At 45.7% G+C, this 22,288-nt stretch carries 12 protein-coding genes; 3 read left to right on the plus strand and 9 right to left on the minus strand.

From position 1 onward, the window contains the following. Positions 1 to 32 precede the first annotated feature (32 nt). Positions 33 to 1,265: a YaiO family outer membrane beta-barrel protein gene (locus AAHN97_RS15865; protein WP_343303031.1), complete on the plus strand. Its 1,233-nt coding sequence runs from the start codon at positions 33 to 35 to the stop codon at positions 1,263 to 1,265. Here AAHN97_RS15865 and AAHN97_RS15870 read toward each other — a convergent pair whose 3' ends face one another. The 7 genes from AAHN97_RS15870 to AAHN97_RS15900 form a co-directional block, all read right to left on the minus strand. Continuing rightward, on the minus strand, positions 1,266 to 3,239 hold the full coding sequence (locus tag AAHN97_RS15870; RefSeq protein WP_343303032.1) for an LTA synthase family protein: 1,974 nt from the start codon (positions 3,237 to 3,239) through the stop codon (positions 1,266 to 1,268). Continuing rightward, positions 3,236 to 6,814: a PAS domain S-box protein gene (locus AAHN97_RS15875; RefSeq protein WP_343303033.1), complete on the minus strand. Its 3,579-nt coding sequence runs from the start codon at positions 6,812 to 6,814 to the stop codon at positions 3,236 to 3,238. The genes AAHN97_RS15870 and AAHN97_RS15875 overlap by 4 nt, the downstream gene beginning before the upstream one ends. A gap of 139 nt (positions 6,815 to 6,953) precedes the next feature. Continuing rightward, positions 6,954 to 7,298, minus strand: coding sequence for a DUF1801 domain-containing protein (locus tag AAHN97_RS15880; protein ID WP_343303034.1), 345 nt, complete (start codon positions 7,296 to 7,298; stop codon positions 6,954 to 6,956). Beyond that, complete coding sequence (locus tag AAHN97_RS15885) at positions 7,295 to 7,747, minus strand: GyrI-like domain-containing protein (RefSeq protein WP_343303035.1); 453 nt, start codon at positions 7,745 to 7,747, stop codon at positions 7,295 to 7,297. Before AAHN97_RS15885 ends, AAHN97_RS15880 begins: the two co-directional genes overlap by 4 nt. A gap of 49 nt (positions 7,748 to 7,796) precedes the next feature. Then, complete coding sequence (locus tag AAHN97_RS15890) at positions 7,797 to 9,440, minus strand: TlpA family protein disulfide reductase (RefSeq protein WP_343303036.1); 1,644 nt, start codon at positions 9,438 to 9,440, stop codon at positions 7,797 to 7,799. A gap of 76 nt (positions 9,441 to 9,516) precedes the next feature. Continuing rightward, complete coding sequence (locus tag AAHN97_RS15895; RefSeq protein ID WP_343303037.1) at positions 9,517 to 12,120, minus strand: S8 family serine peptidase; 2,604 nt, start codon at positions 12,118 to 12,120, stop codon at positions 9,517 to 9,519. 20 nt (positions 12,121 to 12,140) lie between these two features. After that, a complete protein-coding gene (locus AAHN97_RS15900; protein WP_343303038.1) occupies positions 12,141 to 15,518 on the minus strand; it encodes a caspase family protein in 3,378 nt (1,125 codons plus the stop codon). A 231-nt stretch (positions 15,519 to 15,749) separates the two neighbouring features. Between AAHN97_RS15900 and AAHN97_RS15905 the strand changes: the two genes are divergently transcribed. After that, complete coding sequence (locus tag AAHN97_RS15905) at positions 15,750 to 17,597, plus strand: CHAT domain-containing protein (protein ID WP_343303039.1); 1,848 nt, start codon at positions 15,750 to 15,752, stop codon at positions 17,595 to 17,597. Continuing rightward, the gene (locus AAHN97_RS15910) at positions 17,597 to 20,791 is read left to right on the plus strand and encodes an ATP-binding protein (RefSeq protein WP_343303040.1); all 3,195 of its coding nucleotides are present in this window, start codon (positions 17,597 to 17,599) and stop codon (positions 20,789 to 20,791) included. Before AAHN97_RS15905 ends, AAHN97_RS15910 begins: the two co-directional genes overlap by 1 nt. 68 nt (positions 20,792 to 20,859) lie before the next feature. Here AAHN97_RS15910 and AAHN97_RS15915 read toward each other — a convergent pair whose 3' ends face one another. Continuing rightward, complete coding sequence (locus AAHN97_RS15915; protein ID WP_343303041.1) at positions 20,860 to 21,237, minus strand: hypothetical protein; 378 nt, start codon at positions 21,235 to 21,237, stop codon at positions 20,860 to 20,862. A gap of 10 nt (positions 21,238 to 21,247) precedes the next feature. Further along, on the minus strand, positions 21,248 to 22,255 hold the full coding sequence (locus AAHN97_RS15920) for a sugar kinase (protein WP_343303042.1): 1,008 nt from the start codon (positions 22,253 to 22,255) through the stop codon (positions 21,248 to 21,250). Positions 22,256 to 22,288 lie beyond the last annotated feature (33 nt).

Raw genomic sequence — 22,288 nt, forward strand, 5'->3', positions numbered from 1 at the left:
GTAGATTTATTTTCAAACCGTATCCTACTGTTATGAGGGCTTTATACCTGATCGTATTTACCTGCTTTATTACGCTGAATGTTACTGCACAGGACAACCGTTCTTCTGATGAACTTTTCCAGGAAGCCCGTAAAGCGGCTTTCGACAGGAAGGATTACCCGGAAGCTATACGGCTTTCCAGGCTGGCTTTAGTTAAGAGTCCTGATTATTCTGACATCCGTGTATTCCTTGGTCGTGTATATACCTGGAGTGATAAAACGGATAGCGCCCGTACCGAATTCCAGTATATCCTGCAAAAGGAGCCGGCTTATGAAGATGTTTATGTGGCTGCCGCCGACCTGGAATACTGGAACGATCAGCCCGGGAAAGCGCTTGAACTGGTGAATAAGGGGCTGGAATATCATCCGCGCTCAGAAGAACTGTTATTACGGAAATCCAAAGTACTGGCTTCCCTGAAACAACTTCCGGAAGCAGCCAATATGGCCAATATGCTTTTAGGCATCAATCCCGGAAATGCCGCAGCGCGTGCTCTATTGAGCAGTATCCGGGACCAGGTGCGCAAGAACAAAATAGATCTCAGTTACGACTATACATATTTCGATAAAAGATTTGATCAGCCATGGCATATGTTAAGCTTCAGCTATGCCAGGCAAACAGCTATAGGAACTGTACTGGGGCGTATCAACTATGCCAGTAAATTCGGAGAAGGCGGCGTACAGGGAGAGCTGGAAGCTTATCCCAGGATCTCCAATACTTTCTATTCCTACGTGGGCCTTGGTTATTCCGGCAATGACATCTTTCCACGCTACCGCGCAGGTTTTTCACTTTATGCCAATCTGCCCCGCAGCTTTGAAGCAGAGCTGGGCTTCCGTTACCTGTATTTCTCCGGTTCTACCTGGGTATATACAGCTTCTGTGGGAAAGTACCTCAGCAATTTCTGGTTCAACCTCCGTACTTATCTTACACCGGGAGAGGATAACCTTTCTAAGTCTTTCAACTTTACTACCCGCTATTATACGGCCGGGGCAGACGATTTTATCACGCTGGGAGTGGGTACGGGTATTTCTCCGGATGATCAGCGCAATAATATCAACTATGAGATCAACAACAGCCTGATGACCTACAAATTAAACCTGGCCTGGCAGCGCACCTTTGCAAAACAGAACATCATAGGTATCAATGGCACCTGGTATTATGAAGAATACCGGCCGGACACCTACGGGAACCAACTCAATATCGGTATCAGCCTGATGCGCAGGTTCTGATCAGGGAACAAACTGTTTATATAAAGAATCGGGGATCAGTTGCTGCGTTTGCAGGAACTGGTTGTTCTTTTGACGGAAGTTATTAAAGCCGGCTTTCAACTGCTGTAACTTTTCAGTGTCTGTAACGGGCTCCAGGTCAAGATTTGGAAGGATCCTGAAAAGGTTATCGCTATTCAGCATCCAGGTACCGGATACGAAATCCACCAAATCATTCTTTGTTTGCATCAATGGATAATGATGTATGTTCCTGAATGCCCGCGCCGTATCCAATCCATTACCTATCCATGTAACAAGGGAGGGTGTTCTGAATCCCGGAAATCCGCCAAGATAGGCTGTTAAAGCCGGAGCAACATCCAGGTGGGAAGAAACGGAAGAAAACTTTGCGGCACGTTCCAATAATGGTGAATGTACCATGAGCATGGTGTGATACCTGTCTAATTTAGAACGCATGGGTATTTCCGGCAAACGGTGATCTCCCGTGATGAGCACGATGGTATTTTGATAATCCGGCCTTGCAGCCAGTGCCCTGAAGAAATTACGTAAGGCATTATCCATGTATAAGACCGAAGCATATATTGTTTTATACTGCAGATGTTCCAGCTGTTGTTCTTTTGATAAAGCAAGCGCCTGTATTCGCTTTTCTGCCAGTTCATCATAATATGCCTGATCAGGGATCATAAAGGGAGAATGGGTAGATACTGTAAGCATTACATCCAGCCTTGGCTGCAAAGTATCTGATGGCGTAACGTCCAGGTATTTTGAGAACAGGGCGGCATCAGAGTACCCCCATGTAAAACCTCCGCTGTTGACAGGCAATAATTCATAGCCGTTACCAAAGTTCCCTTTATCGATAATAGTGTCTATGGATTGATCTTTTGCAAAAAGGTCCATTTTATCAAACCCGGCATCTCCGGCGTACAGGAACCGGGTGCGGTAACCATTGTGTTTAGCGATGTTCAGCAAAGTAAGGGAGTTGGGCAATTGCGGTGCCAGCTCTGCAAAACCATTCTTCGCAAAAGGCAGGGAGCCCAGTAAGGAGGGCAATACGGCAAACGTTCTGCCGCCTCCGCTCAGGAAATTTTCCCAATAAAGACTGTGTTGCGATAAAGAATCCAGGAAAGGTGTAAAGCTTCCGAGATAAGCATCCTGGCCGGAAAATGCTCTGCCAAGGCCTTCCACCAGTACGATCACTATGTTGGGCGGTCGGCCGTTCGCAGATTGAAAATAGGGCGCCAGCACATTGTCTGTACCTGCATTATGCAGAAAGGGATATTGTACAGCAGCTACATAGCTGGTGTCCGGCAGAGCGGATTGATCAGCAGAAAAAAAATACTGCTGTGCCCTGGTGAGGAAAAAGCCTGTTTTATTAAGGGCGATATTCGCTGCATATTCAGACCGGAGCTGATTATGCGTGAGCGATGTGGAGAACGGCACCCGGAAAAGGATGATACATCCTAACACAAACCAGAACCCCCTCCTGTCTCCCCGTATCTGCAACCGTGTAAACAGGATAATGGCGGCAGTTGAAAAAACAACCACTACGGCCAATGCGATGATGGTGGAAACAGGTAATCCGCCGGCTGCAGCTCCTACAGTTTGTTTGATATCTTTCACAGAATAGCCAAAAACGTCTGCCCCCAGCGGCACATTGGCCTGATGAAAATACAGGTTCAATCCAAAACTGATCAATACATATAAACTGATCAGCAGGAGGTAAAAGATATCCGCAGCTTTCCTGTTCACAAACATATAGAGCAGTACAAAAGGAACAGCTATCCAGCGTACCATGCTCAGGAATGTCAGGAAGTCCGCCCACATAGCGTTTGCAATGAGAGGGCCGGGCGCAACAGGGAAATTGCCAATGCTAAAAAGGTCTGTTGCCCGTAACAGCAGGATGATGATCAGCCACAGGCATGACAATAACAGGAACCTGTTAAATGCGGGGATCCAGAAGTGAAGTTTTGGTATATTCATTTTCCGCCGGCGATTCTCTGGTGAATAATATCCAGTACAAGTGTTAGTTCAGTGGTGGCTTTAGCCAGCATTTCCTTTACAACAGCTTCCTCAAATGAGGGAAGATATTCAAATTGTCTGGCGTAGCCGGCTAATATCTCTAATCCAACTGTGGCGGCAGTACCATATAATTTATGCCCGATAGCATTTATGCCTTTCAGGTTCTGGTCCTGCGCATGCTGCGCAAGTGTTTCAAATGATTTACGTATTTCACTTGCTGTGAGCAGCAGGATATCATTACTGATATTATCTTCTCCAAGATATCCCTTCAATACCTCTTCATTGAAATGTTGTTCCTTTCCTGTGCGCACTACTTCTTCAATAACCGGTGTTTTTCTTCCCAGCCATTTACAAAGGATATCTGCCAGAGAATGCTGCACAATGGGCTTGGAGAGGAAATCATCCATTCCTGCGGAGATCGACTTTTCCTTTTCACCACTGATATTTCCTGCTGTTAAAGCAATGATGGGCACATGCCCTTCCCTTTCCAGCGAACGGATGCGCCGGGTAGCTTCATAGCCGTTTATTTCAGGGATCTGAATATCCATCAGGATAATATCCGGCATTTTTAAACGGCATATCTGCACTGCATCCAAACCATTGCCGGCCTCAATGATATTTGCCTGGGGCATGAGTTTATGAATGATCACTTTTGTCAGCAGCATATTTACCGTGTTATCCTCTACCACCAGTACATTTGCCGCTACATCTTCCAACGGCGTACTTTCCATGCTTACTGTTACCCTTTCAGGCTGTAAGTTTGCTTCCCTGGCAGCTTCCAGGGTAACATAAAAGTAGAACGTACTGCCGCCACCCGGGTAACTGACCAGTTGTAACCTGCTCCCCATCAGTGCCAGGATCTTATTGGAAATAGCCAGCCCGATGCCGGTACCGCCATACTTCTTTGTGGTTGAAGTATCTTCCTGCGCAAAGGCTTCAAAGATCTTTTCCTGTTTATCTGTTTTGATACCAATGCCGGTATCCCTCACTTCAAATTTAAAAGTGATCTGGTCGTCATAAGGATCGGTAATGGCGGAAATGCGTAATTCAATTTCTCCTTTCTCCGTGAATTTTACGGCATTGCCCAGCAGGTTCATCAGCACCTGTTTCAACCGCAATCCATCTGCGATGATAAACCTGGGCAGATCGTCTGAAATATTAAACAATACATCCAGCCCTTTGCTTTGTGCCTGGTAGGAGATGATATCAGTTGCCTCACTGCCCAGCTTGAACAGGTCCAGCTGTTCCATATTTAATTCCAGTTTACCGGCTTCGATCTTGGAAAGGTCCAGGATATCATTGATGATGCTAAGCAGAATGCTGGCGGACTGATTTACAATAGTGAGGTACTGCAGCTGCGTTTCATCCAGTGAGGTCCTCATCACCAGGTCTGTGAAGCCGATAATGCCGTTGAGGGGTGTCCGGATCTCGTGGCTCATATTGGCCAGGAATTCGGATTTGGCACTGCTCATTTGCTCCGCCTGTAATTTGGCGGTGATCAGCGCTTCTTCCATCTTTTTTCGTTTGGTGATATCTGTTGCAATTGCCAGGTACCCTACAATAATCTTACGCGTATCCAGGATAGCCGTCATTACCAGCGATACGATACAGCGGGAGCCATCTTTCTTTACATAGATCCATTCCCGTTGTTCAGAACCTTCTTTTTCCGGTATGTATCCAAATACCTGCATGCCCTCCACCTGCTCTCCTGTTTCAAGGGAAAGCTCGCTCGCCCTGCTCATTACTTCTCCTTCATCGTGCAAGAGGTCAGGCATGAACTTTCCGATCACTTCTTCTTCCGTATACCCCAATAAGCGTTCTGCACCACTGTTAAATAAAGTAATGCGGCCGTTCCGGTCTGTTGCCACGATGCTTACTTCTGAAGCAGATTGCAATACATCCCGCAGTAATTTCCTGGAGTTGGTCACTTCCAGCTCTGATCTCTTCTTCTGATTGATATCCTGGTATGCGCCGTACAACCGTTTACAGGAGCCTCCTTCAAACTCTGCATTCCCCAGGGTTCTGACCCATCGGGCTTCCCCTTTCGCCGTAATGAGTTCCACTTCCAGGTCCCATGATTTCCCCTGTGTAAGGGCATCATTCAGCGCACGTACGACCCTGTTCTGGCTTTCCCCTTTTTTGAAGAACCGGATGGCTGTATCCATATCAGGTTCAAAATCCATCGGCACACCATGCAATGCCTTGGTCATATCCGTCCAGAAGATCTTTTCCTTGGAAACTTCCGCCACCCAGCCACCCACACGGGCTACCTGGCTCGTTTGCTCCAGCATTTCTTTGGTGCGGGCAAGATCTTTTTCCAGGAAATACCTTTCCGTAATATCAATAGCATTGGCAATCACATAAGGCGCTTCACCATTCACTCCTTTCTCCATGATGTTGTTGAACATCCATATGCGGGGAGAGCCATCTTTATGCAGGGTGGTCATTTGTCCGCTGGCCTTACCTACTGTTTCAATTGTGCGGAGATAAGCATGGAATGCCGGGATATGGCTTTCCGGGATAATATCGGTCAATCCCTTTCTGGACATCTCTTCTAATGTAAAACCCAGCAATTCTGCTCCTGCTGTATTCACGGATAAAAAATTCCCTTCCAGGTCATGCGTACACATTAATCCCTGTGAATGTTCAAAAAAGGCGCTCAGTTTATTTTCACTGATCTCAAGTAAATGCTCTTTATTCCTTTCTTCTGTAATATCCCTTCCGATGGCAAAGATATCGCCGGTTGTTACTTCCGGGTTAGCCACCCATTGCAATAGCTTATAGTCTCCGGACTTTGTTTTAAACCGGCGGGTGAAATTGATCATGGATATACCTTCATTCAGGCGGTCCACTTCTTTAGCCACTCCTTCCACATCATCCGGATGTACGAAATCCAGGATAGGTGTTTCCAGGATGTAAGCCTCATCAAAACCCAGTACCCTGGTGAAAGCAGGATTGATCTTTTTGAAAAACCCATCTGTACTGGCTATACAGATCATATCGTTGGACAACTTAAACAGCTGTTCAAACTGGTATAGTTCCTGGTTCTTCTTCTTGTCGGAAATATAAGAAACAACAGTATCTGCCAGTAATTCCAGGGAATGGCGCTGTGTATCCGTGAGATGATTAGGTTTCCTGTCCAATACGCATAAAGCGCCCAGGGCAAAGCCACCTTTATCTACCAGGGGGTAACCGGCATAAAACCGGATATGATCGGGGCCGGTAACAACAGGAATATCAGCAAACCTGGGATCGAGGGAAACGTCTTCTATTTCCAGGTGTTTGTGATCAAGGATGGTATAGGTGCATATGGATTCATCCCTTCTGCTTTCCCCCGATTCCATTCCAACTATGGATTTTACCCACACCCGATCCTTATCTATAAGGGAGATCACTGAAACAGGCATGCCGCATATGGCGGAAGCCAGTTCGGTTATTTTATCAAACTCTTCTTCAAGGGGAGTGTCCAGGATATTGTAGCTATACAACGCTTTCAGGCGCTCGTTTTCATAATGCGGATCTGGCTGCTTACTCATTAATAACAGTAGTATTCGGTAGAATAAATGACTATCTGTATTTAAAGTACAATTTTTTTTCTAAAATCATTGCGCTTTTTGGTTCGTATTCCCAACTATAGTGGGATGAACTAAAAGGCGCTCTTACCAGAGCGCCTTTTTACTTATATAAGGCCAAGGCCTGCTTCAATATCTTACCTACAGTTTTTATCGGAATGCCCTCCTCCGCATTGAACAGCATGATCTTCATCCTGGCGCGGGCTTCCTGGATCAGGAGGGGGTGTTCTATCTGGCGGCCTTCCACAATGCCGATGTAGGGCTGGAGGGTCTTCTTGTGTACCCAGAGGTAACAGAACATCTTTCCCTTAAAACAGAAGAAGGGCATTCTGTACTTCCAATCCTCGGTAATACCGGGGTCCAGTTGCAGGACCAGATCCCGGAGCGCCATCAGGCAGCTTTTTATGGGTTCTTCCTTATAATGATAAAACTCGTCTATCGGTTTCATACAGCGATAAAGATATCAACTTCTGCGTTTCCGGGGTCCTGGGCTTTTTCCCCGTATACTTCGAAGTCTGCAGTGAACTTCCGGGGCAGGTTGGCGGCCCAGATGTTTTGCCATTCCTTTACAACGGCACCTTTTTGCAGATCACCCTTGGCTGTGCGGCGAACATAGGTACCGGACTGGAAGGTCCCTCCGGTCAGGCCTTCGGGGATCTCATCCAGGGTGGACACTTTACAGCCGATGATCACGGTGTAGGGCTTTGTGTGGTCCAGCTCGTAATGGGTGTAGAGGCAATAAATAGCCGGCTCAGTCCTGTTAGGGATCAATGCAGCAATGTTTTGGGACATGAATTGCTGCCAGAGGGCAGGGATGTCCTGGAAAGCCTGGCCGTTTTCGTTGGTGGTACGAAGGGAGAGGCCGAGGTTAAATGCGTTGATGGATTCTGTTTTCATGTTGTGAAGGTCAGTCCGGCGGGTGACAACCTTATGTCAGCAGCGTTTGCTATTTCCATTGTTTTCCCGGAAATAGTTTAGATAATTCGAACTGAAAGTTATACATCTCAAAGTCGTCATCTAAAACCTTGCCTTCTTTATCGATGAGCACATACCGGGGAATACCGTTGAACTTAAACAATTCCCTTAAAGCAAGATAATTGTCCGCGTTGATGCGGTAGGTATTCGTTAAATGTTGCTCAGCTATAAATTTCTCATAGGCCTTCTCAGGTGATTCATTCTCGGATGTAATAAATATAAAATCAAAATCGGGATTGTTCCTGTATTTACTCCTTAACTCTTTCTGTGCTTTTATATTGGCGATACAGGGACCACAGGTGGTTGCCCAGAAATCAACAAATAACAGCTTGCCTTTATGCCGGTCGATGATGCTTTTAAAAATAGCGGCAGACCTGTTATCAGGAAGTGTGTATGTTTTACCCGTGCTTGAATAACTGCGCTGGAACAGTTCTTCCGTTTCCCTCAGTAAAAAGGGATGGTTCATTCCGTTTGACAACGCTGTCAGGTATATACGTGCATCGTCTTTCTTATCCCGGAATAAATGTGCATTTCCAAATAACTGTTTCAATGAACGGGCTTTGCATAACTCGAACAAAAAGCCTGTAGTGATGCCATATTTATTCGGTAGTAAAGTATCCGCTATCTGCCAGGGCCTTAACAGGCTTACAATCTGCGGAGAGAATTTTGCCATTTCGGTATCCGGGTCCTTTTTTACACGTATACTGATGCTTTCCCTGTATGGTTTACTGAATTCAAGCCGGTTGACGAAAGTGGAAAAATTGTTAGACAGGAACAGTTCCTGACGGTCAAAATTGTTTTTGACCAGGAAGTCATAAAATTCAATGGATTCAGTGATAGCAAGGACTTTATTAGCAGTGTCTTTTGCCCGCTGATAATCCCTGTTCATTATATAGTCCAGCAGAATAATCGCAAAGTACAGATCAATTTCATTTCTCAGGATGGTTTTGGTATGTTCCTGGTATTTTTTCCCTGACAACTGCAGCTCCAGTTTTTTTCGTGCCTTATCCCAATGCGTTTGGGTGGCAACTTTAAATGCATCAGGGGTAAGTGTTTTCACCTGTTTGTTCAAAACATCGTAATCAGGCTTATCCAGGTCGATGCTGCTCAACTCCCTGTTTATTTGTGCGGCAGGGCCTCCAAACAGGACGCTCCTTTTAAACTCCGTATCACCATCCCCTTTCTTTGCCAACAGCTGCCAGTCAAAAACCATGGAAACCACCTGCCCGGGTTCTATATAAACAGGGAGCCAGTATTTCCTGTCGAAGAGGATCATCAGCCATTGCGGATGCATCATTTTCAGGCCTACTTCAAAGCGGCCGTCAGGATGTACCGGTACTACCGTTGGGTAATCTTCACGGGTAACAATATTTTCCATGTAAATAACACCAGAAGTGAACTTTAACGTAGTATCATACCCTTTGATATATCCAACGATCCTGCCACTGTCCTTTGAGAAAAAGGCATCTGAGGTATAATCTTTAAGGAGTTTTTTATTCCTGCCTTTCTCCAGCTCTGTGCTGAGCCATTTGTTTACGGCGGGAGGAATTTGCTGTGCTTTTAATGTGGATGTAACAAGACAAATTAACAAAAGGAGGTAGAATCCCGGGCGCATGAATATCAGGTTAGGTTGTGAATACAGTTCTATACATTACATGTTGAAAATAATGTATAGAACTGTAAACTCCAAACTATTCCATTAATACAGCTTCTTTTAAATAACCGGAGGCGTAGGGAGACTGCTGGATCTTATTTTTGAATTCTTCCGTTTCAATCACTTTCTCCACGGCTGCGGGATCGCTAAGATCCAGTGTGGAAAATGTTTCAAAGAACCGGGGATCCGTTTGCAGCAAATGTACCAGCTCCATCGCGACTGCTTCTTCCGGTGGTTTGGGTGCTGTACTTCTGAAGAGTTTACGCCGTTTGAAGAAGGAGCCGATGGTTTCTACCACGCCAAACAGGCTGCTTTCTGCGGAAGGAGCTTTCTCTAATTTGGATTCATCTGCTACAGGCACCTGTAAAGCATCGTATGCTCTAAGGATGCCGTTGCCGTAATACTTTTCCCATTCAGCGAAATCTCTGTTGGCGGATTCATACAAGGCATTGCGTACTGCTTCTACTTTCATCCATTTACGGCCTTCCTGGTAGTAACCTTTTTGTTCCATCTCTTCCCTGTGATAGGCAATATAGATAGCTGCTGCAGCTGCTACCTGTGGTGTGGCAGAAGAAGTACCACCACCGCTGCGCAGGAAGGCATGATGTGTGGAAGCCCATGGTGTGTTAGGGGTATAAGCTGCCAGTGCACGGCTCATCCTTGAAGCAGGGCCCCAGGAACCTTGCATGTATTGTGTGCCAATAGCACGTTGTTCTGCTTTCAGGAATTTTACATCGTATGGATTATGATCGTACATGGCACCTGTAGCAGCAATCACTCTTTCGAATGCAGCAGGGTACATCACACATTTCGGGAGTAAAGCCCCTGTTCCTTTATACCAGCAGTTACTGGCGGCAGATACCAATACGATGCCTGCTTCATATGCTTTATTCACGGCGCGGGCCATCCTGTTGCTGGGTTTACCGGCCATGGACATGGTGATCACTTCACAACCTTTCTCTATGGCGTAGTCGATGGCTTCACTGAAATTCTTGTCGTTCAGGATCACTACGGACTCGGATATACGCATGGGGATCACATCCGCAAAAGGCATACCGCCAATGTATCCTTCGTATTCATCGAAGGTATCACTCTTCGTTACCTTTTTACCTGCGAGCAGGGTGATGGTACCTAATCCATGACCATCCTGGCCGGAATCTGCTTTATCGATGGCCTGGGAGGCATCTTCTTTATTGATGAAGCTGCGCTGGTTCACCAGGTCCAGTTTCTCCGGCAAGCCAATGTGGCCTGCAATGTAGCCGGTATCAAAATGGGCGATGCGTACATGCGCACCGGGTTTGCTGAGCACTTCTTTTTGTGCTTTGCCCAACTGGGAATGTTCATCATCCAGGTGCCAGCCGATACGGCCGGTGGTATCACCATGGGTAGGTGGCCATTCTTTGATGAAGTCCGGATTGTTGATATCACCTTCCCTGGTGGCACGTTTATCCTGTGCAGGGCTTACACTGAGTGTGGGTTCTACTGTGGCATCCACGCCCTGTGCTTTTAAGGCCTGCTGCAGTGCGTGTGCTGCAGTCCAGGCATGTTCATGTGGTGTGTTTAATAATTCTATGGCCAGTGAGTTGCCTTTCTGCTCCAGTATTTCAATGTCCTTCCCTCCAACTAATTTATCACTCAATGGTGTAGTTGTTTCAATGAGGAGTTGTGCATTCCTTTTCACTTTCACATCATCCCATTGTTCTTCGGCTGTTAGGGAGCGGGATACTTTTGAAGGGCTGAGATCGGGATCCCGTGTGCCTGTTACCTTATCCGCATCCGGTATCTCTATAAGAAAGGGGAAAGATCTATCGAAGGAAGGAATGATGCCGCCGTATTGAAAGAAGTTAGGGCGGGGGAAATAATATCGTTCCCTTATTTCATCGATCAGTGTTTCAGCGGTGGCTTTTTTGAATTTGGGATTTTTGAACAGATCTATAAAGGATTCCGTGAATACGCCATTCGCGTCTCCATCGAAAGTAGTTTGATCATCCTGGCAGGCAGCGAGTAATTTTACGGATGCTTTCACACCTTCTACCTGTGCTTTATTTTTATACTTCTTCTGTAAAGGTTGGTAGACGGTTTTCCCGAAACGCTGTGTTACCTGTTGTTCCACACTCAAAGGTAATTTGCGGGAACGTAATCCGCGGGAAGCGCTGGCTCTGTCCAAACCATCTGCGAGTAAGTCGCTCAGGTCTGAACCATCGGGCAAAGCTTTTGCCATGGTGCCGGAATGGCAGCTATCACTGACGATGATGATCCTGGTTCCTTCCTTAAATTGACTGAAGGCTTCGAACAATTCATCATCGAGTAATTCACGGTTATATAAACACCAGGTCTGGTCATTTTTTTCATCTGCAAAATCATTGCCTTTTTCGTTGGGGATCTGGCTGCCGTGGCCTGCGTAGGTTAGCAGGAAAATATCTCCCGGTTTAAGTTTGGCGGCATAACCGTTTAATGTATCCAGCACTGCTTTATCTGTTGCGGATTTGTTGTGCAGGGATTTAGTTTCGTAGCCGAGTTTCTTTGCGTAAGATTCCCAGAAAACGGCATCGTTCACTGCGGCGTTCAGATCTGGCACACCGGGGTAATTGGCGGGGTCGATATTGTTCAGGCCAATGTGCAATGAATAACCTTTTGACATGTTTTTGAGGTTTTAAGATGTTAGATCAGTTTCAATAATTTAGTGAGGCTCTCTCCTTCGCGGAAATATGTAAGGTGATTACTGGCTACTATCTGTACCTGCGCTATTGCATCCAGCTGATGAATGGCCTGCATGCTTTTCAGGGTAACGGCCATGTCGTTCGGCTCTTTTTCATACAGGGCAAAAGACAGGCCGGGATACAGCAGTTTGTCTTTGAGTGAAGCAGCTATTTTTTTCAGGAAGAAATCATCGCCGTTGTAATCCTTTAACAGATCGGTGTTACCGCCGATGATATGATACTGCACTTTATCTGCCATATTAGAGAGGGATAGTTTCTGCAACAGATCAGAGCCAGGGCTTAATTCCTGCAAAGTTGTTCCCGGGTGTAATTTTAAATGTTTCAGGAGATAGGACAAACCGGTAATCGCATATTTAATGGGGCCTGTTACATTCAATGCCTGTGTGAGCAGGCCGAATGCAGATACACCCAGCTTGGCCATTTCAGATCCTCCACAGGGAGAACCCACGAGTATCAATCGTTTTACATAGTTTACGTCTGGCACTTGTTCTATCAGCCAGCGGGAAACCAGGCCTCCCATAGAATGGGCTACAATGCAGAGTTCCGGCATTTTTCCTGCTCCTCCGAAACCGGCAGCGCGTAATGCTTTATCCAGTTTGCCGGCTGTGTCAGATACCGCAGTAGACAGATTTTCATAATCATAAGTGAGAATGAAATCCAATCCCGCTGCATGTTCCTTGAACACTTCCACCATGTACTTTGTATCGCCTATGATGCCATGTATGAGCAATACCGCTTTGCCACCGTTGGCTAGTTTATCCATGTTCTTTTGCTCCACCCACTGGTTGTTCTCCAGGGCATACAATACAAGTTTGTTCACCTCCTTAGGACGGAAGATCTTTTTGAAGAATAACTTAACAGAAGAACCGAGGCTGCGGGTGTTTACCGCATCTGGTCTTAGTTGTCCGGGAGATTCCGGCGGCAACTGTTCTATAAAGATATTGCCTTTGTCGTCTGCATAACCCAGCGGGATATACATCTGCAGGTTGCTATCGTAACCGTAGGGGATGATTATTTCTTCAAGCTTTTCATCTCCCAAAGAACGGGTAGCTGTACGGGGTTTATTAGGACGGATGATCAATGGTTTACCTTCCCGGATCTCTAATTTTTCTTCTGAAATTAGTTCCAGTGCCTGAATATGTGCAAAAGGGGTATCCGTTAAAGCTTCTCCCCAGATATTGGCAGATGGCTTAAAGCCCGGTGCTACAGCGGCACTGCGGGTTTTCACTTCTTCAAATGCCTGCTGCTGATCTTCTGCGGTAAGGGCAAAAGCTTTTGCAGATAGCCCATCAGGGGTTTCCACGGTGAAACCGGCAAAGTCAACTTTAGCACCTGGCTTCAGGGTTTGCTCCTTTTGTTCACCTACACATTTGATATCAAAAGTGAAAACGGACCACCTGGGTTGTTCTACTGTTTTTCCGGCTCTGGTCCGGGTTACATCAATAGCACGGGTACCTCCGGTGGGATCATCCAGTTCGAGTATTTCCTGTTTGTATTGATCCAGGTTCATTTTGGTATCAGACACTACGATCTTCAACAGATCGGTGGCTTCATTGATATTGTACAGGCTGTACTTTTTATCCAGGATCACTGGTAGTGTAACAAATGTTTCTGCTCCTATCGCATAAGATAAAAAGATGCCATTACCACCTTCCAGCTGATTGTTATCATCCCGGATAAGATCTCCATTAATACCATAAGTGCTATCCAGGTATAATGCTTTGATATAACAGGAAGTAAATTTGGCTTGGGGGCTGATCGAGATCTTCAGGCGGAATGCTGGAGAGATACCATTCCTGTAATGCAGTGTTACGCCTTCTGCCTGTGGTTTCAGTGCCTCCTTAACGGCATCCACATCCTCCACGCCTTCAATGATCTGCCACTCAAAAATGAAATCATCTTTTGTGAATGCAGGATCTATATTTTTGAGTTCAACAGCATTCAGCCAGTTACCTACTTTGTTCACGTTCTCTAAAAATTCAGCAGGATCATTCTCTCTTTTAAACAAGGGTGTGGTACCATTGATCGCAAACAAGGCATACTGCCCATCTTCCAGGGTTTGAATAATGTATTGGGCACCGGGGGCATTCTCTTCAAACAACAACGAGAAATAAGGATGATGATAAGCATCTTTCAGAGGTTGGGGATCCTTCACTTTCACCGCCACTTTCATAAAAGGCTCCGGAACTTTCAGCACAATCGCTTTGGCGGTTTCTGTATCCGTATCAAAAGCGCCCATACCTGTTGGATCTAATATGGAATGAACAGGGAATACTTCCTTCAGCGCTACATCTGCTGTAAGTTTTCCATCCGTTACCCGCACCATGGTGCCGGGAGTTAAACTGTGCATAGTGCCGCCGAACATCTTCCAGTTCTTCCCTCCTCTTACTTCAAAAGTGGGTTTATAAGGAATGATGGAAGAAGACAGGAATTGCTGGTCCAGATCATTATCATCCTGCGAAAATGCCACAGGGCTTTGTTTATCTGCCCTGTTGCCTATAGTAATCGCCAGGCTTTGCATGAGATTGCGGTAACTTTTAGCTGTTCCCCCGGCCCTTAATGCTTCCAGCAATTTTACAGTAAACAGGCCGCCGCCCATTGTTTCCTGCGCTTTTTCATCGTCCCGGCAGGAGGCCAGGTGTACGTAACGGGGAATCTTTATCTCCGCATTGCCATCCTTCAATGTATAAAAAGCACCATCGCCATAACCGATGTAGGATTCAAAAGGTATTTTATTCCGGCTGGAAGGAATGAAGCGGAATTTCACTTCGTTCTCTGCTTTCATCATGGAACGGGTGTTGTTGCCGGAATGGCAGCAATCCATGATCACCAGGTTATGTGATTCTTTTTTATCGAAAGCCTGCCAGATGAGGTAGGCCAATTCTTTATCTATGATGTCCCGGGCATCGGGCACTGCGGGATCACGACTGTCCACACACACGATGGTTTCGTTCTGCTGATCCGGTTTAGAAAAATGAAACACGGCAGGAGCATCTATCTGTGAGCCATGGCCGCTATAATAAAAGAGGCAGATATCGCCTTTTTTTGCGTCTTTAAAATGCAGGAAAGCCTCTTTGGTGATGTTGGCGAAGGTGGGTGGCTTATAATCCAATTGCGTGGGATATTCTGCCAGCCGTGTTTTATCCGCATCATTTGGTGCAAGGAAATATTGCGGTTTATACACCACTTCTTTCTGTTGTGCTATCTGTTCCCGCAATAGGAGGTCGAGGTCCAGCACATCGGCAATACAGCCGCTGAGCTGCCCTTCGGGGTATGCATTTATACCAACGAACGTGGCATACAATGTGCACTGTTGCATATTACTATATTTTGTATTGCGAAATTTCCGGGGTTTGAAGTTTTTGGGACTACAATTTAAACTTACAGCTTTATTGAGGCTTCTACAAATAAAGTTACAATTTCTTTTAAAAATCGTAACTTACATATAGCAATTAATTGTTTACTCCAAAGAACCCCAATATGATCTTGCAGCAGGCTGGCACTATTCCAGTGGAGTGACAATTATTTTTATTACCCCAAGCTATTTGTCATGAAAACGATTATTATTTCCTTCGCCAACAGTTCGGAGCAGCCACTGAAATCCATTACGGAGGAAGATGCAGGTATTCACACCATTCTTAATGAAAACAACCGTGGAAACTTTAATATTCACCGGGAATCTTATGCTACGATAGATAATATCAACAGTGCATTCAGTGTACATGGCAGCAATATCGGCATCTTTCATTATGCCGGACATGCAGATCAGCAATCCCTCCTCTTTAATGACCAGGCAGCGAATGGCAAAGGCATTGCCTTTCAGTTACAACCCAGTATTGGCAGCGGTGCTTTAAAACTGGTGATATTAAATGGCTGTTCTACCGCCGCACAGGTAAACCAACTCCTGGAACTGGGCGTACCCGCCGTAATAGCTACCAGCGCTTCCATTAATGATATCACCGCCAAAATATTTGGAATAGAACTTTTCCGGAACCTCTGTCAGAAAAGAATGACTACGCGTTATGCATTTACAGCCGCATTGGCCAGTGCGCAAACAGCTGCCACTAATGTTTCCCTGGGGCTGGGCGAACACATGGACCGGGCCCTGAATATCCCCGGCGAAAAACCCCGCGAACCTTTCTGGGGATTATTCTATAAAAAAGCAGAGGCCGTAGACTCCTCTCCCATTCCGGCAGAAACTACACAAACAGAAGTTGCATACGAACCCAATCTTCAACTTACCCAAACCATTTTCACGGCTTTGGTATTAGATGGCAATGTTCCTGCCCAACAGCTGGATGAAAGGAAGAAACAGGAGATCATTGAAGACAATGTTTTTCAGAAAACGATCATGGATGTATTCCCCCATCCTATTGCTATACAGCTCAAAACCCTGTTCGCGGCAGAATATGGTGCGGATGCTCTGAAAAAACCGGGTATTAAAAGGCTGGAACAGATAGCCAGGGTATTCCATATCACTACGGAGTTTATGGGCATCATCATGATCTCCCAACTCTGGGAACTGAAGATCACCAAACAGGTAACGGCGCTGCCGGACGAGATCTCCGACCTGATGGAAAAATATTTTAAACTCACTATTCATGAACGGGCAGTATATAATTACAGTACCCTGATCAAAGCCATCCGAAAATACATAGACACGCAGGCAAATGTAAATTACTTCGTAACAGAACTGGAAACATTACGGGAAGAAGATCCTGCGAACAAACCATTCGGAGATGCCTGCGAATATCTTTCCTACATCCGCAATGCTACTTATTTTTCCATTTCCAATCCCAACGATCCTCCTATGATCCAGGAATCGGAAATACCACAGCTTTGCCTTACTGCAGAAGAGATGTTATCCGTTTTCTTTGAGAAGCTGGGTTTCCTGCACCGCTATACACTCACCAGCATTCAGAACATCCGCATCAATAAATTCAGGCATGATACCAGTACGGAATTCGATCACCAGGTAGTAAAGCTGATGAACTCCAATGCAAGCCATGAAGTGAACTATTACCTGCTGGCTAAACATCTCGACAATAGCGGCGTGATCCTCACCAAGCAAAGCCTGAATGTTTTCAATGTAGAAAGGAGGCAATACAAAGGAGACGAACTGGCCTTCCTCAATCTCTCTCCCTTAGTAGTAGACATCAACTCTTTCGAAAGCCGCTCAGACAGGTCCAACCTTGTGTTCTACGGTAACTTCAGCGGTGATGTATATGTTTTCAGGAACGTGAGCAAACCGGATGATGAACTGAACCGTGTGGAAATAAATATCCACCGGAAATTCGGGAGAACGGAGCAGCAGGAACAGGGCAGATATGAAGCCGTCTGCAAACAACTGAATGCCTTCAAGGAATTTGCATTACATGAAATAATCGTGCATCCATAATGGAAAAGTTCATCAACAGCCCCTTTAAATTCCTCGATCCATATGGCCGGAACGATGCTGAAATTTTCTTCGGCAGGGAGGAAGAGATCAAACAGTTATATCAGCACATTCATAAGAACAGGTTAGTACTTGTTTACGGCACCAGCGGTACAGGCAAAACCAGTATTGTGCAATGTGGCCTGATGAACCGGATGGATGATACGGACTGGACACCTTTTTTTGTCCGCCGCGGGGAAAACATCAACGACTCTCTCTGGAAAACAATTGAACAGGCCGTTACGGTGCAGGAACCGGAAGTAAATGTTTCCAATGCGCTGCAAGGGAGAACAAATGTGAACACCATCCGGCCACAGGCAGCCACTTCCGGCTTTCGCGAAAAGATCTATGCTACCCTCAAAGAGATCAATCTCCGGTACCTGAGACCGGTATATCTCATCTTCGATCAGTTTGAAGAGCTGCTGATCATGGGTACTGAAAGAGAGAAAGCTACTTTCATCAGTATTGTAGACAGGATACTCTCTTCTTCCGAGCTGCAGTTCTGCAACCTGCTGTTTATTATGCGGGAAGAATTCTTTGCAGGGCTGAGTGAATTCGAAAAAGAGATCCCCGACTTCTGCGACCGGCGTTTACGCATTGAGCCCATGAACCCCAAAAATGTGGAAGATGTGATCATGCGCTCCTGTAAGAAATTCAATATCACACTGGAACAGGGCAATGAAAATGCGAAACAGATCATCAGTGTACTCACGGAAAAGAACACGGTATCTCTCCCCTATCTGCAGATCTACCTGGATCAGTTATGGCGTACGGTTTACCTGAATACGGGGTTCAAAGTAGTATCGGTAGGGAATGAATACCCGGAGATCAATATCAATAGCGATATCATTAAGAATTTCGGGCGGATGAATGATGTGCTGAACCGTTTCATTAAAGAACGGATCACGGTGATACAGGATGTACTGCAAACGGAATTTCCGGATATTCCGTCAGACTTTGCAAGCAATGCGCTGGATGGATTTGTAACACCGGAAGGCACCAAACGGCCGCTGGCTTACCTGCGCATCAATAATGGCATCTGGTTCACAGGGCAGGTAGCCCCCTATCTGCAAAACCGCTCCGGGCAACTGATGATCCGCTGCCTGGCTGAATTAGAAAAGAACAAGATCCTCCGTACAGATGGCCAAACGTATGAACTGGCGCATGACGTACTGGCTGGACTCATAGATAACAGAAGAACAGAAGACCAGCGGAAGGCGGGTTTTACAGATCAGCAGATCCGCAGCCGCTTTAATGGTTTCAAAGAATCAACCAGTGAATACCTTACCCGGAAAGAACTGGAATCTTACCGGCCCTATATAGAACAACTGAACCTTTCGAAGGAGATCCTGGACTTCTACAACGTGAGCCTTGCCACACGCGAAAAAGAAGAGCAGGACCGGATGGATAGGGAACGAAAGGACGCATTGGAAACAGCTGCGCGGGAAAAGAAACTCTTCGAACTGAGGGAACGGCAGAAGAAAATGAGGTGGGGATGGGTAGTAGGTGGTTTCCTGCTGATCTCTTCCACGGCACTTTATTTTTACTCAGAAAGCCTGAAAAAGGAATTTAACAGGAATGAGAGCCTGGTATTTATGGGTTATGAAATGAAGAACCTACAGCCGCTGGAAGCCATGAACCTCTTTGATCCGATCAAGGAAAAAGTATTCGGAGCTGACACTATGAAGGTGAACGACAAATTGCTGGAATACATGCAAACGGAGAGCATACAAAGTTTGTTCAGCGAGTTCAATGATACATTACAAAATCCCATCCTGAACCTGAACCATATTGATATGTCTGTAGACGGTAGGTTTCTGGTGATGGTGAACGATGGGGAGGAAAGCGGGAAGAAAAAGCACAGCTATGTTGTGCTGGATGATAAAGGTATACCGATAGATACATTCCGGAATGTTACTTACGCTTATTTTACCAATAAGAAAGATATACTCCTGTTATGCTTAAACTACAATGATGATCCCGATAAGGTGGGACCACTAGTCAAGGGTCGAAATAAACAGTCCCGTTATTCTGTGGAAGAACAGTTCCCCCAGGAGTTTATTCTATATGATTGCAGGTTGCAACAGAGGAACTATATCCAACTCATGCCGAAATGTTTTCTTCATGAGGCAGAAGATGTTGTAACCGGTGGTAATTATACCGCTTTTGATTCTTACCGGGTAAGGTTTACTGCCGGCGGCAATCTGATCATTCCATTTATTAAAATGGGTGATGACGGAAATTTTACAGATAAAGTGCTGATACTTTCAGAAAAAAAAGAGCTGGCTGTACTGCCTTCTCAATATACGATCACTTCTGCCCCCGATTTTAAAAAGTTCATTACACTGTATAGTTCACCTGCTTATATCAATTACCTGGACCTCTATGATGAAAAAGGACAGTTACTGAAAAGAACGGAAGGGGCAACTTTTGCTGATTTCACGGAAGATGGGGATATGATCTGGGGAGCAGAACACTTTCTTTGTGTGCTGCAAGGGCAGCAGGAACGCAGGTTTGAAAGCAATAATTATTACAGCTATGCATACGGAAGCTCTGCTAAAAAGAGGCTGTTAGCCAAAACGAGCCAGGGAACAGAACTGATCAATATGGAAAATAACGGACGGCAGCAATTTAATACCGAATCCCTCCTGGCTACCAACTTTGATAAAAATGCATTTATCACTATCAGGCGTGATGGCTGGACGGAGCTGCATCATTTTGGTGAAAACATCCCCTGGTGGCAGCCGGAGTGGATCGCATACCGTCAAACTTATACAGATACTTTATGGCGGAGGGACCTTGATGGGAAACTGGTTGCAGGGCCGTTCTTTCATAAGGATGGGATTGAAACCATCCAGTATAACAAAGCAGCGGATGAACTGCTGGTCCTCACTAAGAAAAACAAACTGCTGGTATTGAATAAAGACCTGCGTATTAAAACAGGCCTGATGTTAACTGCCAATGATCGGTATGGTATGTCTGAAAATGGCAGCGTGCTTTACTATGTACGGGACCAGTACCTGAGTGTGTTTAAAAACAACCTCGATTCCCTGAATGTGTTCAGTGCGCGTAAATCGTGGTTATTACTGAAGAAACCTCCGCTTTACAAGGAAATATCCAAACAGCGGCGGAAAGAGTTGGGATTGAGGTTTAAGTGATCGGGCGTACATTATACACACGGATAATCCGTGATCAACTAACCAATTAAAACAAAGAATAGGTTCAATCAGCCTGGTTCTTCGTATTGAATGATCGCTGATAATCTTTCAGGCATGGCAGTAGGCAGCATCAGGCCAATATCACCGAATGGTGTTGATAGTGGTTGTTTGAAATTTACGAAGTGCAGGAAAAAGGTAAGGCGTGTGGTGTCTGTTACATCTTTGGGCTTATTGAGCCAGTCACCTGTTACTGTATCCCCTTCGTTGTTCAGGTATTTCTCATCCCAGGGTACCTGCCAGTCATCTCTGGGAACACCTTCTTTCCGTTGGACAAATTCATGCACGGAAATATCGGCAGGTTTTGCCTTTATGATAAGTTCTATAGGGTAAGCGTATGGTTGTTCTGCTACACGATAAATACCGATGAGATTTACTTCTTTTGTCATATATGCTAAATTATCTGGTTACTCTTCCTGATACTCCGCTACTCATCATTTCTTCTATTTCCTTTTTAGTTATAACCGCCCAGTCTCCAGGGATACTTTGTTTTAAGGCGCCGCAGGCAGTGGCGAAGTTGATAATATCCTGCGGGGGATATTTGTTCATCAAGCCGTACAGGATGCCTGCTGTAAAAGCATCGCCGGTGCCGATCTGGTCTGTGATGTTATGGAGTGTGAAACCTTCCGCATAGTAATATTTATCCTCATGGGCTAAGGCAGCGCAGTAGATGCCGCCTGGTTTCCGGAAGCTCATGCCCAGTGTTTTTAACTGCGGCATGTGGGGTTTTAAAGAAAGGTGTACCTGCTGAAAACGCTCTTCCAGTGATAATTTGGGATCTGTTTCAATGCCGTAACAGATCTTTACGGCATCCAGGTCTGCAACGGCTATCTGGCTGTGTTCCAGCAGGGCCGGCATCACCTCTTTCGGTTCCTTCCCGTATTTCCATAAAGTAGCGCGGTAGTTGAAATCTGCTGATATAGTGATCCCTTTCTTCCGCGCTGCCTCTATGGCTTCTTTACAAACATTGGCAGCGCTTTCGGACAAAGCAGCTGCTACGCCTGACCAGTGAAAGTATTGTTGTTCTTCTAAAACATCGTTCCAGTTGATATCGCCGGATTGCAGTTCTGCAAAGGAACTGCCTGTGCGGTCATAGATCACCCTGGTGGGCCTGATCTGGTTGCCGGCTTCTGTGAAATATAACCCAAGTTTGGAACCGCCGTGTACAATATGCTTAGTTCCTACGCCATGGCCTCTCAATTGTTGCAGGCCGGCAGCGGCCAGATCGTTATCAGGCACCCGGCTTACATATTCCACCTTCATGCCTAAGCGGGCCAGCAGCACACATACATTCGCTTCTGCACCAGCATAGTAAGCTGTGTATCCATCTGTTTGCTGGAAACGCTTACCATGGTTGCTGTGCAATCTCAGCAAAAACTCTCCAAAGGCTGCAAGGCTATCATTCATGACCCATATATTTTACGGAAAAGTAAATATTTC

The sequence above is a fragment of the Chitinophaga niabensis genome (assembly GCF_039545795.1).
Taxonomy (GTDB): domain Bacteria; phylum Bacteroidota; class Bacteroidia; order Chitinophagales; family Chitinophagaceae; genus Chitinophaga; species Chitinophaga niabensis_B.

Coding starts and splice junctions, on each gene's coding strand:
- AAHN97_RS15865 (WP_343303031.1), top strand. CDS start 33: ATGAGGGCTTTATACCTGATCGTATTTACCTGCTTTATTACGCTGAAT.
- AAHN97_RS15870 (WP_343303032.1), bottom strand. CDS start 3,239: ATGAATATACCAAAACTTCACTTCTGGATCCCCGCATTTAACAGGTTC.
- AAHN97_RS15875 (WP_343303033.1), bottom strand. CDS start 6,814: ATGAGTAAGCAGCCAGATCCGCATTATGAAAACGAGCGCCTGAAAGCG.
- AAHN97_RS15880 (WP_343303034.1), bottom strand. CDS start 7,298: ATGAAACCGATAGACGAGTTTTATCATTATAAGGAAGAACCCATAAAA.
- AAHN97_RS15885 (WP_343303035.1), bottom strand. CDS start 7,747: ATGAAAACAGAATCCATCAACGCATTTAACCTCGGCCTCTCCCTTCGT.
- AAHN97_RS15890 (WP_343303036.1), bottom strand. CDS start 9,440: ATGCGCCCGGGATTCTACCTCCTTTTGTTAATTTGTCTTGTTACATCC.
- AAHN97_RS15895 (WP_343303037.1), bottom strand. CDS start 12,120: ATGTCAAAAGGTTATTCATTGCACATTGGCCTGAACAATATCGACCCC.
- AAHN97_RS15900 (WP_343303038.1), bottom strand. CDS start 15,518: ATGCAACAGTGCACATTGTATGCCACGTTCGTTGGTATAAATGCATAC.
- AAHN97_RS15905 (WP_343303039.1), top strand. CDS start 15,750: ATGAAAACGATTATTATTTCCTTCGCCAACAGTTCGGAGCAGCCACTG.
- AAHN97_RS15910 (WP_343303040.1), top strand. CDS start 17,597: ATGGAAAAGTTCATCAACAGCCCCTTTAAATTCCTCGATCCATATGGC.
- AAHN97_RS15915 (WP_343303041.1), bottom strand. CDS start 21,237: ATGACAAAAGAAGTAAATCTCATCGGTATTTATCGTGTAGCAGAACAA.
- AAHN97_RS15920 (WP_343303042.1), bottom strand. CDS start 22,255: ATGAATGATAGCCTTGCAGCCTTTGGAGAGTTTTTGCTGAGATTGCAC.